At 49.5% G+C, this 14,203-nt stretch carries 15 protein-coding genes; all 15 read left to right on the forward strand.

Going from position 1 to position 14,203, the window contains the following annotated elements:
- Nucleotides 1–271 precede the first annotated feature (271 nt).
- The 15 genes from rimP (at nt 272) to ACI31J_RS05080 (ending at nt 14,078) form a co-directional block, all read left to right on the forward strand.
- Nucleotides 272–745, forward strand: a complete 474-nt coding sequence (gene rimP, locus ACI31J_RS05010; RefSeq protein WP_439773341.1) for a ribosome maturation factor RimP — start codon at nt 272–274, stop codon at nt 743–745.
- Nucleotides 746–762: 17 nt separating this feature from the next.
- Nucleotides 763–1,995 (forward strand): transcription termination factor NusA, encoded by a 1,233-nt coding sequence (gene nusA / locus ACI31J_RS05015; RefSeq protein ID WP_439773342.1) that lies wholly within the window; start codon nt 763–765, stop codon nt 1,993–1,995.
- A gap of 22 nt (nt 1,996–2,017) precedes the next feature.
- Nucleotides 2,018–2,323 carry an RNase P modulator RnpM gene (gene rnpM / locus ACI31J_RS05020; protein WP_439773343.1) on the forward strand — a complete coding sequence of 102 codons (306 nt, stop codon included), beginning with the start codon at nt 2,018–2,020 and terminating at the stop codon, nt 2,321–2,323.
- Nucleotides 2,310–2,624: a L7Ae/L30e/S12e/Gadd45 family ribosomal protein gene (locus tag ACI31J_RS05025; protein WP_439773389.1), complete on the forward strand. Its 315-nt coding sequence runs from the start codon at nt 2,310–2,312 to the stop codon at nt 2,622–2,624. Before rnpM ends, ACI31J_RS05025 begins: the two co-directional genes overlap by 14 nt.
- A gap of 13 nt (nt 2,625–2,637) precedes the next feature.
- Nucleotides 2,638–4,917 carry a translation initiation factor IF-2 gene (infB, locus tag ACI31J_RS05030; protein ID WP_439773344.1) on the forward strand — a complete coding sequence of 760 codons (2,280 nt, stop codon included), beginning with the start codon at nt 2,638–2,640 and terminating at the stop codon, nt 4,915–4,917.
- A 17-nt stretch (nt 4,918–4,934) separates the two neighbouring features.
- Nucleotides 4,935–5,294, forward strand: coding sequence for a 30S ribosome-binding factor RbfA (rbfA, locus tag ACI31J_RS05035; protein ID WP_320610313.1), 360 nt, complete (start codon nt 4,935–4,937; stop codon nt 5,292–5,294).
- A gap of 44 nt (nt 5,295–5,338) precedes the next feature.
- Nucleotides 5,339–6,244, forward strand: coding sequence for a tRNA pseudouridine(55) synthase TruB (gene truB / locus ACI31J_RS05040; RefSeq protein ID WP_439773345.1), 906 nt, complete (start codon nt 5,339–5,341; stop codon nt 6,242–6,244).
- Nucleotides 6,245–6,256: 12 nt separating this feature from the next.
- Nucleotides 6,257–7,228, forward strand: coding sequence for a riboflavin biosynthesis protein RibF (ribF, locus tag ACI31J_RS05045; protein WP_439773346.1), 972 nt, complete (start codon nt 6,257–6,259; stop codon nt 7,226–7,228).
- A gap of 270 nt (nt 7,229–7,498) precedes the next feature.
- A complete protein-coding gene (locus tag ACI31J_RS05050) occupies nt 7,499–8,740 on the forward strand; it encodes an FAD-dependent oxidoreductase (protein WP_439773347.1) in 1,242 nt (413 codons plus the stop codon).
- Nucleotides 8,733–10,025: an NAD-dependent dihydropyrimidine dehydrogenase subunit PreA gene (preA, locus tag ACI31J_RS05055; RefSeq protein ID WP_439773348.1), complete on the forward strand. Its 1,293-nt coding sequence runs from the start codon at nt 8,733–8,735 to the stop codon at nt 10,023–10,025. The genes ACI31J_RS05050 and preA overlap by 8 nt, the downstream gene beginning before the upstream one ends.
- 358 nt (nt 10,026–10,383) lie before the next feature.
- Nucleotides 10,384–10,683 (forward strand): TetR-like C-terminal domain-containing protein, encoded by a 300-nt coding sequence (locus ACI31J_RS05060; protein WP_439773349.1) that lies wholly within the window; start codon nt 10,384–10,386, stop codon nt 10,681–10,683.
- Nucleotides 10,684–10,891: 208 nt separating this feature from the next.
- Nucleotides 10,892–11,542 (forward strand): nitronate monooxygenase, encoded by a 651-nt coding sequence (locus ACI31J_RS05065; protein ID WP_439773350.1) that lies wholly within the window; start codon nt 10,892–10,894, stop codon nt 11,540–11,542.
- A gap of 17 nt (nt 11,543–11,559) precedes the next feature.
- The gene (locus ACI31J_RS05070; protein ID WP_439773351.1) at nt 11,560–11,745 is read left to right on the forward strand and encodes a hypothetical protein; all 186 of its coding nucleotides are present in this window, start codon (nt 11,560–11,562) and stop codon (nt 11,743–11,745) included.
- Nucleotides 11,746–12,593: 848 nt separating this feature from the next.
- Nucleotides 12,594–13,385 carry an aldo/keto reductase gene (locus ACI31J_RS05075; protein ID WP_439773352.1) on the forward strand — a complete coding sequence of 264 codons (792 nt, stop codon included), beginning with the start codon at nt 12,594–12,596 and terminating at the stop codon, nt 13,383–13,385.
- 24 nt (nt 13,386–13,409) lie between these two features.
- On the forward strand, nt 13,410–14,078 hold the full coding sequence (locus ACI31J_RS05080) for an NAD(P)H-binding protein (protein ID WP_439773353.1): 669 nt from the start codon (nt 13,410–13,412) through the stop codon (nt 14,076–14,078).
- The last annotated feature ends 125 nt before the right edge of the window (nt 14,079–14,203 follow it).

Genomic DNA, 14,203 nt, shown 5'->3' on the forward strand with positions numbered 1-14,203 from the left:
GAAGACCTTGCCGAACGGGGGAAGGTTTCTAAGACGCTTATCGATTTCTTAACGGTAAATCACGTTTTGGACGGTCTGCCTGATGAGAATCAGCTGAGCCTTTTCTAAACGAATTGAGACGAACACGCAGACGAAAAACATTCCATCGTTTACGTGCTCGTTTTTGTTTGTCATCAATGCGGTTTTATGCTAAACTAAATTATGGTAAATAACTCGTGGGAGTGAGCAGTGATGCTCGCTCTTTTTATTGCAAACGATGGAGGTGACACATTTGAGTACTGTTGTTGAAACGGTAACGGAGCTTGTTAAGCCGATTTTAGCTGAGCACAACTTCTACCTGTATGACATGGAGTTTGTCAAGGAAGGAAAGAGCTGGTACCTGCGCGTTTACATTGACAAGGATGGCGGGATCACCCTGAATGATTGTGCCACGGTTAGCGACCAGTTGAGTGAGGCCTTGGACAATGTCGAACCAGACCCGATCCCTCAGGCGTATTTCCTGGAGGTTTCATCTCCTGGTGCAGAGCGGCCGCTGCGTAACGAAGCGGATTATCAACGGGCCGTCAATGACTACATCCACGTCTCCCTGTACCAACAGATCAATGGTAAGAAGGTTTACGAGGGAACCTTAACTAAATTAACGGATAAGGAAATGACCCTCGACTACTTGGATAAGACCCGGCACCGTCAGGTCGTTATCGACCGGAGCAAGGTTGCTCAGGCCCGGTTGGCAATTAAGTTTTAATTAAAGGAGTGTCTCAAGTGAGCAAATCAAGAGTCAATGAGGAAATGATTGACGCCCTCAACTACTTGGAAAAGGAAAAGGGAATCAAGCGTGAAGTTGTGATCGAGGCTTTGGAACAAGCCCTGGAGACAGCTTATAAGCAAAACTACGGCGAGAAGAACGTTGAAGTTGAATTTAATTCACTGACCGGTAACATCAAGGTATACGCCGTCAAGACGATTACCGATGATGAAGAAGCGGTTGAAAATGACGGCAACGAATTTATGAGCCTGGCGGATGCCCGCAAGCTCCCTCATGGTCAGGGGTATGATGTCGGTGATGAGATCAGAGAAGAAGTTACTCCACGCAATTTCGGCCGGATCGCTGCACAGACGGCTAAACAGGTTGTTATGCAACGGCTGCGTGAAGAAGAACGGAAGATCATCTACGACAAGTACAAGACTTACGAAAACGAAATCATCACCGGTGAAGTTTCACGGGAAGACAAGCGCTTCACCTACGTTGACCTCGGCGATGGTGTCGAAGGGGCCATGGGCTACCGTGACAAGATGCCAAATGAACACTACCGGGTTCATGACCGGATTCAAGTTTACGTTTCCAAGGTTAACGATGACCGGCGCGGTCCGCAGATCTACGTCAGCCGGACGGCTCCTGAATTGTTGAAGCGGCTGTTCGAACGGGAAGTTCCTGAGATCAAGGATGGGACCGTGCTGATTGAAAACATCGCCCGTGAAGCTGGCGACCGGGCTAAGGTTGCTGTTTACTCCAACGACCCGAACGTTGATCCAGTGGGTACCTGTGTTGGTCCTCGTGGTTCCCGTGTTCAAGCCATCGTCAATGAACTGGATGGTGAAAACATGGACATCGTTGAATACGTCAAGGACCCAGCCAAGTTCATCGCTAACGCCCTGAACCCGGCCGATGTTCTGGATGTGATTTTCAATGAACCAGCCGAAGAACCGGTTGAAGAGGTTCCGGCCGATGGTGATGAAGAGGCCGAAACCGAGGCAGCACCTAAGGAAGCTGAACGTTCCTGTACGGTTGTTGTTCCAGACAACCAGCTTTCCCTGGCAATTGGTAAGCGGGGCCAGAACGCCCGGCTTGCTGCTCGGTTGACTAAGTACAAGATCGACATCAAGTCCGAGTCAGAGATGGAAGAACTGCAAAATCAAGCCGACGACACGACCGACGCCAGTGATGATGCAGCAGCCGACATGAGCGATGACCAATCATCAACTGACGCAGAATAATTAAGCAGCGGGGGTGAAAGTAATGAAAAAGAGAAAAGTACCGATGCGTAAGGATATTGTCACTGGTGAAATGATGCCCAAGCGGCAATTGATCCGGGTAGTCAAGAACAAGGAAGGCGAGGTTTCGCTTGATCCGACCGGCAAGAAGGCTGGACGGGGCGCCTACATCGCCGTCGATGTTGAGATTGCTAAAAGGGCCAAGGCAGAGAAAACCTTTGAGAAGGCCTTCCACGTTACCCTGGATGATGCCTTCTATGATGAGCTGATCCAGTACACGGACCACCTGCAAGCACGGCAGGAATTATTTGGAAAAGATGCCCAAAAATAATCAACAAGCAGTCCTTAACCTGCTGGGATTAGCCCGCCGTGCCGGTCAGTTAACCAGTGGTGAAGGAATCGTATTAAAAAATATTCAAACTAACAAGGCAAAGTTTGTGTTTTTAGCAAGTGATGCTGGGAAGGCGACTGCCAAGAAGTTCACTGACAAGTGCAGCTTCTACCGCGTCCCTTACAGCCAGCAATTTACTAGAAAGCAGCTCAGTCAGGCAACGGGTCAGGCAAGAACCGTTTTTGGTGTGATGCAATCTGGATTTGCAAGAAAGTTTGAGGATTTAATGACAATGGAATAAGGAGCGTGAGCGTATGGCCAAGGAACGAATTTATGAACTAGCAAAAGAGCTCAAGATGCCAAGTAAGAGCTTGGTAACAGTGGCTAAGCAACAGGGGATGGAGATTAAGAGTCACATGTCTTCTGTGACCCCTGAACAGGCTAACCAACTGCGGAACATCGTCAAGAGCAATGCGGTCAAGAAGGATCAAGCAGCCAGTTCTAAGAAACATGACAACCGGTCAAATAATAGCCATCAAGAACATAAGAACGGTGACCAGCATAATCATAACCACCAGCATGCCGAACATAAGGATCACCGCAACCACGATCACCAGCGTGGTAACCAGGATAAGGGCCGCAATGATCGCAACAACAATGACAACAACCAACACCGTAATGGCGGCGGCCGGTTCGGCGGCAGCCTGAACTCCAACGATAACCGGCGCGGCAACCGTTTTAACAAGAAGAACAAGAAGCGCAACAAGCACAATAAGAACCGGCGGATGCGGGAAGTTGAACACAAGCAACCAACCCAGCGCAAAGATAAGCCGTTACCGGATGTGCTTGAGTACACCGAGGGAATGAATGCCCAGGATCTGGCAAAGCTTCTGCACCGTTCACCAGCCGAGATCATCAAGAAGCTCTTCATGCTGGGAGTAATGATCAACCAAAACCAGTCCTTGGATAAGGACACGATCGAATTGCTGGCTGCCGATTATGGGATTGAGGCCAAGGAAAAGGTTGAAGTCGATGTATCCGACATCGATAAGATCTTCGAGGAAGAGCAGAATAACACCAACCACCTTGTCTCACGGCCACCAGTTGTTACCGTCATGGGGCACGTCGACCATGGTAAGACGACTCTGCTGGATAAACTGCGTCACTCTCACGTTACTGCTCACGAAGCCGGTGGGATCACCCAGGAAATCGGTGCCTACCAGGTTCACTACAATGACCACCTGATCACCTTCTTGGATACGCCGGGACACGCGGCCTTCACTGAAATGCGGGCCCGTGGTGCCAACATTACTGATATCACGGTCCTCGTGGTTGCCGCTGATGATGGGGTTATGCCACAGACGGTCGAAGCCATTCACCACGCTCAGGCTGCTAAGACGCCAATCATTGTTGCCGTCAACAAGATCGATAAGCCGGGTGCCAACCCAGATCGGGTTACTGAAGAACTGGCTAAGTACAACCTGATCCCAGAAGACTGGGGTGGGGACACGATCTTCGTTCAGATCTCAGCTAAGTTCGGCAAGAACCTGGATGAGTTGCTTGACATGATCCTGCTCCAGGCGGAAATGATGGAATTGAAGGCTAACCCTGACCAAAACGCTGCTGGTTCCGTTGTTGAAGCCCGGCTGGACCAAGGTAAGGGTTCCGTTGCGACGGTCCTGATCCAACAAGGGACCCTGCATGTCGGCGATCCAATTGTGGTCGGCAACACTTATGGCCGGGTCCGGACGATGACCAACGAAAACGGTCGGCGGATCAAGGCTGCTACGCCAGCAACGCCTGTCGAGATCACGGGGCTCAATGAAGTTCCAGAAGCCGGGGACCGGTTTGTTGTCTTTGACGATGAAAAGACGGCGCGGGCCGCTGGTGAGGCACGGGCTAAGCGGGCCCAAGATAAGGAACGGCAAAAGACTTCACACGTTACCCTTGATAACCTCTTTGCTACGATGCAGAAGGGTAAGATGAAGACTCTGCCGATCATCATCAAGGCCGATGTTCAAGGTTCTGTTGAGGCTTTGAGCCAGAGCCTGCAAAAGATCAAGGTTGACGGTGTTCGAGTTGACATTATTCACCAAGCCGTTGGTGCCATTAGTCAGAGTGATGTTACCCTGGCTGAAGCTTCTAACGCCGTTATCATTGGTTTCAACGTTCGCCCAACACCTGTTGCCAAGTCACTGGCGGACTCCAGCAACATTGATATTCGTCTCCACCGGGTCATCTACAAGGCCATCGAAGAGGTTGAGGATGCCATGAAGGGGATGCTGGAGCCAGTCTACGAAGAAGAGACGATTGGTGAAGTTGAAGTTCGTCAAATCTACAAGGCCTCCAAGGTCGGCACCATTGCCGGTGGGATGGTCACTTCCGGTAAGATCACCCGTGACTCCAAGGTCCGGTTGGTTCGTGACGGTGTGGTTGTCTACGAAGGCGAACTTGGCAGTCTGAAGCGGTTCAAGGACGACGTTAAGGAAGTCAAGGCAGGCTTCGAATGTGGCTTGACGATTGCCAACTACAATGACATCAAGGAAAAGGATGTTATCGAAGCTTACCGGATGAAGGAAGTACCAGTTAAGTAAAACTGAAGGAGAAAAATATGCCAAGTAAACAATTTCGGGTTGACCGGCTTGCCGGGGAAATCCAGCGCGAAGTTGACGACATCCTATTGAAACGGGTACGTGATCCACGAGTTCAAGGGATCACCATCACGGGTGTCGATGTCACTGGTGACTTGCAGCAGGCAACGATCTACTACAGCTTGCTTTCTGATCTGGCATCTGATGGCGAGAAGGCTCAGGCCGGCCTGGACAAGGCAACCGGCCTGATCCGGAGTGAATTGGGAAGTCGGCTTAACATCTTCAAGACTCCCGCAATCAAGTTTGAGCGGGACAAGTCAATCGCGTATGGAAGCCGAATTGACCAATTGATCAACAAGCTGCATCAACAAGAAAAGTAGATAGGAGCGGGGCTGGACCCCGCTTTTATTTTGGAGGGATTAGTATGGATGGAATTATCCCCTTATACAAGGAGCGGGGGATGACCAGCTTCGACTGTGTCAGTCGCCTGCGCCGGATTTTGCACACTAAAAAGATCGGCCACTCCGGCACCTTGGACCCGTCCGTGGATGGGGTCCTGCCGATCTGCGTGGGGAGCGCGACCAAGGTGGTCCCCTACCTGATGCAATCGGGGAAAAACTACCAAGGAGAACTTCTGATCGGTGAGGCCACCACGACTGAGGACCTGGATGGCGAGGTGATCGCAGCGCAGCCGGTTACCAGTGAGATCCCCATGGCGGTGATCAAGAAGACGATGGCCACCCTAACCGGCGACATCACCCAGATTCCGCCGATGTACTCGGCAGTCAAGGTGAACGGCAAGCGGCTTTATGAATACGCTCGTGCCGGTGAAGAAGTGGAGCGGCCGGTGCGTCACGTCACCATTGATAAATTTGAGCTGCTGAGCAGTAAGTATGACCCTACGACCAAGCAACAGCGGGTCCGGTTCAACGTGGTTTGCAGTAAGGGAACCTATATCCGGACCCTGGTCGTTGAACTAGCCAAGCGGCTGGGGTATCCGGGAACCATGAGTTGGCTGACCCGGCTGAAGAGTGGCGGCTTTACTCTTGACCAGACCCTTAGCCTGACCGATGTCCAGGATGCCGTGACGGCGGGGACGATCGATCACTACCTTTACCCGTTGGACTATGCATTGCAGGGCTACCCGGCAGTTGACTTGACCGATGACCAGTGGGCGGCAGTCCGGCATGGGGCCTGGTTAAAGCCGACGGAAGTGTCGACTACTGCACAAGAGATCGTGTTGAAGTATAATAAGCAGGTAAAGGCGCTGTATCACCTTGACGACCAACAAGGGGCCTACAAACCAACCAAAATGTTTTCAGTAAAATAGGGGGCAACCGTATTGCAGGTTATTAGAGTTCATCACCCGCTCGACAAAAAGATCGTTCCGGCGGGCCCAGTCGTCCTTGCGATGGGCTTCTTTGACGGAGTTCACCGGGGACATCAGGAGGTCATTCTTCAAGCCAAACGGATCGCCCAAAAAAAGGGACTCCCGCTGGCTGTTCTGACCTATAGCCATGCCCCGGGAATTGCCTACCGTCAATACCCGGGAGGCTTTAAGTACCTCTCCACTACTAGCCGCAAGCTGGACCTGCTGGAGCAACTAGGAGTTGATCTGGTCTACTTGGTCAGCTTTACCTCCAGCTTTGCCAGCCTGGCTCCCCAGGACTTTGTCGATCAATACCTGGTTGCCTTTCACAGCCAGGTGGTGGTGGCTGGGTTTGACCATACCTATGGCCCGGCCGACATTGCCTCCATGGATCGACTGCCGGACTATGCCCAGGGAAGGTTTGCGGTTGTGACGGTGCCGAAGTTCGTGGCGCCCGGCGCGGCGGAGAAGGTTGGCTCACGGACGATTCGTCAGTTGATTGACCAGGGAAAGGTTGCCTTGGCCAACCAAGAACTGGGTTACTACTACCAAACGACCGGCCTGGTGGTTCATGGCCTGGCCCGGGGGCGGACGCTGGGCTTCCCGACGATCAACGTTGAAACCCCGACTCCGGAACGCCTGCCGGGAATTGGGGTCTACGCGGTGGACGTCATGATTGGAGACCGTTGGTACGGTGGAATGGCAAGCGTCGGGCATAATATTACCTTTGGCGACCATAACCAGCTGACGGTTGAAATCTACCTGTTTGACTTTGATCGAATGGTCTATGGAGAAGAGGTAAAGGTGCGCTGGTATCAGTTCCTGCGCGGTGAGCAGAAGTTTGCCGGGGCCGACGAACTGGTTGCCCAGATGAAGCAAGATGAACACGCATCTCGGATCATTGTGCAGGCGCCGCCGGTATTACCCGATCAGCGAATTCATTAATATAATTAAAGTTCATAAAAGGTAAACGGCGCTGAATGGAATCTGCGAATTTCATTCAGCGTCGTTTTTTTGTTGGCAATCTTAAATATTCCAATAATGCATAAGTAAAATATTTCTATAGAATATATTATCACGGCAGAAATGAGAATAAAAAAGAATTTATAAAAACTGTTGAGTTTCATAGATGAAAACGCTATCATTGTATTATACAAAGTGATTTAATTCACGAATTCTTGATCCTGAAGTTGTAACCTAGAGGAGGCAATTTCGATGACTTCAAAATACCAAACAGAAGCAAAGGGCTATACGATGACGACCGTCATGCAAGAAGCGGCCCGCTGCCTATTATGTGAAGATGCCCCATGCTCTAAGGCATGCCCGGCCCACACCAACCCAGCTAAGTTTATCCGGAGCGTTCGCTTCCGCAATATTAAGGGGGCCGCGGAAACCATTCGTGAGAATAACGCCCTAGGTGCAATTTGTGCGCGGGTCTGTCCGACGGAGCGTTACTGCGAGAGCGCTTGTACCCGGGCCAAGATTGACCACCCGATTGACATTGGGGGGATTCAGCGTTACGTGACCGACATGGAACGAAAGGACAACATGCAGATCCTCCATGCCGGTAAGCCGAACGGGATGAGCGTTGCCATTATCGGGAGCGGCCCGGCCGGACTCCAGGCCGCGACGACTTTATTGCAAAAGGGATACGCTGTCGACATCTACGAAAAGAACGCGAAGGCGGGGGGTTACCTGACTTACGGCATCCCAGAATACCGCCTTCCAGAAGCCATCGTGGAGTACGAAGTGCAACGAATCGTCAACCTGGGCGCTAACATTAAGTACAACACGACTGTCGGCAAAGATGTTACGATGGCTGACCTGAAGAGTCACTACAATGCCGTTATCGTGGCGATCGGCGCTAGTGAAGCCAAGACCATTCCGATGTTTGAATACAACATCTGCACTGAATCAGCGATTTCCTTCCTGGCCCGGGCCAAGGAAAGTGAAGGACACTTGGCTGACTTGCCAGATAACGTCTTGGTTATCGGTGGTGGGGACGTCGCAATGGACGTTGTTACGACCCTGAAGAAGCTGGGTGTGGCCCACGTGACCGACATGGTTTACGAAGAATTTGCCGAATTCAAGGCCTCTAAGAAGGAACTGGCGGGGGCCCAACAAGCAGGGGTCACCATTGTGGATGGCTACGAGCCAACTGACGTTCACGAAAACAAGGTTACCTTTAAGCACCGCAAGATCGATAGCGAGCTGACGATTACCGCTGACAAGATCATTCTCGCGGTCAGCCAAAAGGTTAATGCGGCCGGCCTGGACATTGATGTTCAGCACAACGAGGTACCATTCCGGGAAGCTCGTTTCCACACGAAGGATCCGAAGGTCTTCGCTACCGGTGACATTGTTAAGGGCGATAAGACCGTGGTTTACGCTGTCCAAAAGGGCAAGAAAGTGGCCGAAGAAATCGACCGTGTGTTAGGAGGACAAGACAATGATTAAAAAAGATCTGTCAATTGACTTCTTAGGGGTTCATTTTGAGAACCCGTTCTGCTTGTCATCTTCACCAGTTGGCAACTGCTATGAAATGTGTAAGAATGCTTACGACGCTGGCTGGGCCGGGATCGTTTACAAGACCCTTTCGCCAGACCACTTTGTTGTCGATGAGGTTTCACCCCGTTTTGCACAATTGACCAAGGAAGATACTCCCTTTATCGCCTTCAAGAACATGGAACAAGTTGCCGAGCACCCGCTGGCCCAGGACCTGGCGGATATCCAGCGCCTGAAGAAGGAGTACCCGGATAAGGTCATGATTGCTTCGATCATGGGAGAAACCCCACAAGATTGGACCGATTTGGCGCGGTTAGTTACTGAGGCCGGTGCAGACATGATTGAATTAAACTTCTCCTGTCCGCAAATGACTTCGCACACGATGGGTTCCGATGTGGGGACCAATCCCGAGCTATGCAAGAAGAATTGTGAGGCCGTCAAGAAGGGGACCGACTTGCCGGTACTGGCTAAGATGACGCCAAACATTACTACGATGATTCCGGTTGTCAAGGCCTGCCTGGAAGGCGGAGCCGATGGGGTTTCTTCCATCAACACCGTTAAGTCCATTACAGATATTGACCTTGACACCAAAGTAGCATTGCCAAACATCAACGGTAAGTCCGCTGTTTCCGGCCTGTCCGGGAAAGCGGTAAAGCCAATTGCCCTGCGCTTCCTGCAACAGATTCGTTCCGCCGCGGGTCTGGAACAATTGCCAGTTTCCGGGATCGGGGGCATCGAGACCTGGGAAGATGCAGCTGAATTCATCCTGCTGGGGGCTTCGACCCTGCAAGTAACTACTGCCATTATGCAGTACGGTTATCGGATCATCGACGATCTGACTAATGGCCTGATGCACTACATGGACGAGCAGGGGGTCGATCACCTGGCGGACTTAGTTGGGCTGGCTAACCAAAAGATCGTGCCAACTAACAAGCTGGATCGGGACTACGTTGTTTACCCGAAGATTGATTGGGACAAGTGCATCGGTTGTGGTCGTTGCTTCATTTCCTGTCAAGACGGTGCCCACCAGGCCATGGGCTGGGATGATGAGAAGCGGCTGCCAACCTTTGACCAAAGCAAGTGTGTCGGTTGTCAACTCTGTGCCCTGGTTTGCCCAGTAGGCGCAATCAAGCTCGGTATCAAGAAGATGAAGCCGGGCCGCAAGGGTGATCCAGCCGACGTCCACTCAGCTTCTTACCAGCTACCGGCATATGACGAAAGTTCGGCTAAGAAATAATGTAGTTCAGTAAATGTAAAGCTATGAGCTAAACCCCGTCACCAGTGAAATAATGGTTGACGGGGTTTTTAGTATTGGCACTAAAATAATGCGAGTGGACAATCTTCCTGATAAAAGTTATAAAATATCAATATGATAAAAACTTCTTTATAAATAGCACTAAAACATCAGTTAGGTAATGTCGGCAACATTGAAAAGGTACAACTAAATCAGGTATTGATGGAGGCGCACGTATCTAAAGCACATTTTACCGTTATTACCGTGATAAATACGATTTATTGAATTCGATTGTGGCTGACATCAGCAAGCAGATATTTCAAAAGAGTGAGCAACCGTATGTAACCAGCTGAGGGACGGCTTGCTTAAAGTTGAAAAGAATAAGCACCTTTTTTGCGATGCACTTAAATATCGAGGGCAAAATTCTCTCGAAACTACCCTGATAACATATACCAAGACAGATGTTACTGATTTGATTAGTCAGCATCATGCCTATGTTGTCGGTCAAACTCAAGAATTTGCGATTACATTTTATTGCTTTGGCATGGTGGGGGTAATTAAAGAGTGGGCCTTAAGTGACTGTACGACCGCACCACAAAAGCTGGCTAAGCAAATTGCAGAACAGATGCCGCAAAGTTTAAAGGCTATTTTGTTGCGTTGAAACTTTTTCATTATTTAGTGCCACTTTTTCAGCATTTCTTTGCCTATATTAATAAAGAAGTTAATGGAAAAAGAATACTGGAAAGAGGAGATCCATATGAAAAAATCGTGTTGCAGAAATCTTAAACATTAAATATCCAATTATTCAAGGGGCAATGAACTGATTAACGGACGCAAAACTCGTTGCTGCTGTTTCCAATGCTGGTGGTTTGGAAATTCTTGGTCCAAATGCAGGGCAGGAGCAACCAACCAGGGATTCGGCAACGATTATTAAACGGATGCGGCAGGAAGTAATTAAGGCCAAACAACTCACTGACCGACCCTTTGGCATGGTGGTTGTGGTAACGATGGATGCCAAGGACACGATGAGTCTGATTAAGGTTGTGGTTGACGAACATGTCGCTGCGGTATTGATTAATGGCGTGCCGGGGGTCTTAAATAAAGAGCTGATCGAGCCCCTTAAAGAGCATGATATTAAAATCATTTATCGTTCGCTTAACCCAACCGTTAGCGAAGCCAAAGAAGCTGAGCAAGCAGGCGCCGACATCATTATTGCCACTGGTTTTGATGAAGGGGGAACCGTCCCAGAGAAGGTGATCGGAACGTTTAACATTGTGCCAACAATCAGTGATGCCGTTCAGATTCCAGTAGTTGCGGCTGGCGGGATTACCGATATTCGCCATGTCCGGGCTGCTTTTGCCCTTGGCGCGGAAGGTGTGTATGTTGGCAGTGCATTTTTGGCAACTGAAGAAAGTCGGGCGGCAGAAACGTCAAAGCAGCAATCGTTAATGGCACGGCTGATGATCTGGAACTCTTTAGGACCCTTCCGTACTACTACCGTTCATTGCCAATCAAGCTGAACAAAAAGCTCAAGAAGATGAGTGATGATGCTGTACCACGTAAAGCTATTGATCGCTTGATGTGGGGGAAGATGCGCACCGGAATGTATAAGGGCGAGCAGGATGGCTATATTTCCCTAGGAAACGGCATTTCTGAAATCCATGCTGTTCGACCGGTTAATGAATTGATCCGGTCGTTGATGGCTGACTATATTGATCAATAAAAGTATTAACCTATAAATAGCTCTAAAATTGTTGAACAAATTGGCAGTTTTGGGACTGTTCATTTTAAAAATTAATTATCTGTTTGCAAAAAGCCTCCCAAATTTTCGTGGGAGGTGTTGATGGATATTCTTACTAAAGAGCGTTAGAAAGTATCTTTACGAGTTAGCACTTCTCTTAGTTTACTGATGAATAAATCAATTTCCTTATCGCTTGTTCCTGACTTGGCACCTGTTGTAAAAACATTAAAATTAACTGGATGTACGTTAATAATTACGACATCAGTCTGTTCAATCAATGCGCACTTTCCAGAAATCTACTAACTACGCCTGGCGACTGGACAAAAGTGTAATCGCTTCCAAAGCTCATTGATGGTGATCGGCAATACCATACTTCGGAAGGATTTACTTTTTCAAAATACCCTAAGGAGAAAATACGGTTCTTTTTAAGAATGGTTGGTAATAGAAGGGGGGTACCTCCTTCGGTGCAAACGATAATGAAATATTATTCCTATCAAAAATAAGCATTACTATTAAGGCTAGCCTTAGTAATAATGCTTATTTTTGACATAAGGAAGAAATAAACTGACTCGAGTACTAAAACTTGATCGTCATTTTGGCTATTGCTTGACGAGTTCCTTAAGCAGGGGCTGGATATTGCGGCGTTCACTCTCGAGGTAGGTGCCGTAGATCTCTAAATGGTTATTGGGTCGTCAATTGCCACGGCGTTACGACATGCTGCGGGCCGAACTTCAATCAAAATATTTTGTAAAAAGGGATTGCCTTATAGTCCACTTCAAGGATTAGGATAAGAACTGTTGAAAAGATATCAAAATAATGAGGTGAGAATAATGGAAGAAGAATTTACGTTAAACAATGGTGTCAAGATGCCCAAAGTTGGTTTGGGAACCTTTCGGATGTCATCGGCTGCGGCTCAGAACGCGGTGGAAGCAGCCCTGGCCGATGGCTACCATTTGATTGATACCGCAGAAGGCTACTACAACGAAGACGGGGTTGGCAAGGGGATCAAGAATTCCGGGATTAACCGGGAAGATCTGTTTGTAAGCACAAAATTGTGGACGACCTCATACAATGACCCGGATGCCGTTGACAAGGCCCTGGATCGATTAGGCCTGGACTACATTGACCTGCTCTTCCTCCACCAACCAACCGGTGACTGGAAGACCGCTTACAAGACACTGGAGCGGGCCTACAAGGATGGCAAGATTAAGGCCATCGGGATCTCCAACTTTGATCGGCAAGATTTCCTACTGAAGAGTGCACTGGACTTTGCGGAGATCAAACCCCAGGTTCTCCAGGCGGAGGCCCACCCGTACTTCCCGCAAACCGCCGCGCGGGAGATCATGAAGCCATACGGTACCCGGCTGATGGCTTGGTACCCGCTAGGCTCCGGTGATCGTTCCCTGATCAATGAACCAATCTTTACCAAGTTGGCCAAGAAGTACGGCAAGTCCAATGTTCAGATCATCCTGCGTTGGCACACCCAGATGGGCTTTGTCGTGATTCCAGGTTCCACCACCCCGGCCCACATTCATGACAATCATGATATCTTTGACTTCAAGTTGACCGATGAAGAAATGGCCGAGATTGCCAAAATCAACAAGAACAAGCGTTACTATTAATTATTCATAATGGAGGAATAGAAAATGAAGTTAGCAATTTTAGCAGCAAATGGACAGATTGCCCGGATCGTTGAAAAGCGGATTCTGAATGAAGACCAGTTTAAAGACGTTGATTTGACCCTGTTCTTGCGGAACAGCGGCCGGCTCAGCGACCTGGCCGATAATCCTCGGGTTACCATCATTGAGGGGGACTTGAACAACCCGGCAGACGTTGAAAAGGCGGTTAAGGGCCAAGACATGGTCTTCAACGCGGTGATTGATCACGATGACGCCGGTCATAACCGGCCAACCCATAACATCATCAACGCCATGAAGAAAGATGGCGTTAACCGGCTGATCCTGACGAACCTGCTCGGGATCTATGATGAGGTTCCTGGCGAGTTTGGCAAGTGGAACCGGAACACCTGCTTCGGTGGGACCGTCCGTAGTGATAACGCTGCCGTGGTATCTGACCGGTTGGCGGCAGAATCCGGCCTGGACTACACGACTCTTCGTCTGCCATGGCTCAACGACCGTGATGAAGTGAAGTACACCATTACCCACAAGGACGATGAATTCGTTGGTGTCTCCGGTTCTCGGCAGAGCATTGCCGATGTTGTCCTGAAGATCGTGGCTGACCCGACCTTCGGCAGCAAGGACAGTTTAGGGATTGCCGATCCGGACACCCAGGGCAGCAACCGTCCGGTATACTAAGACCGATAACACCTCCCTAAAGTAAACTAAATATAGTAAATTTCCCATATTCATCATTAAGGTGCGACTTGAAAGCTGAAGCTCTCAGGTTGCATCTTTTTGGTTGGAAAATTGTGGGTTTCTAT

Source organism: Limosilactobacillus sp. (genome assembly GCF_051873075.1).
GTDB lineage: Bacteria > Bacillota > Bacilli > Lactobacillales > Lactobacillaceae > Limosilactobacillus.

Bases quoted from the DNA above. Each gene is read 5' to 3' on its own strand.
- rnpM (WP_439773343.1), top strand. From the start codon at position 2,018: ATGAAAAAGAGAAAAGTACCGATGCGTAAGGATATTGTCACTGGTGAA.
- ACI31J_RS05025 (WP_439773389.1), top strand. From the start codon at position 2,310: ATGCCCAAAAATAATCAACAAGCAGTCCTTAACCTGCTGGGATTAGCC.
- infB (WP_439773344.1), top strand. From the start codon at position 2,638: ATGGCCAAGGAACGAATTTATGAACTAGCAAAAGAGCTCAAGATGCCA.
- rbfA (WP_320610313.1), top strand. From the start codon at position 4,935: ATGCCAAGTAAACAATTTCGGGTTGACCGGCTTGCCGGGGAAATCCAG.
- truB (WP_439773345.1), top strand. From the start codon at position 5,339: ATGGATGGAATTATCCCCTTATACAAGGAGCGGGGGATGACCAGCTTC.
- ACI31J_RS05050 (WP_439773347.1), top strand. From the start codon at position 7,499: ATGACTTCAAAATACCAAACAGAAGCAAAGGGCTATACGATGACGACC.
- preA (WP_439773348.1), top strand. From the start codon at position 8,733: ATGATTAAAAAAGATCTGTCAATTGACTTCTTAGGGGTTCATTTTGAG.
- ACI31J_RS05070 (WP_439773351.1), top strand. From the start codon at position 11,560: ATGAGTGATGATGCTGTACCACGTAAAGCTATTGATCGCTTGATGTGG.
- ACI31J_RS05075 (WP_439773352.1), top strand. From the start codon at position 12,594: ATGGAAGAAGAATTTACGTTAAACAATGGTGTCAAGATGCCCAAAGTT.
- ACI31J_RS05080 (WP_439773353.1), top strand. From the start codon at position 13,410: ATGAAGTTAGCAATTTTAGCAGCAAATGGACAGATTGCCCGGATCGTT.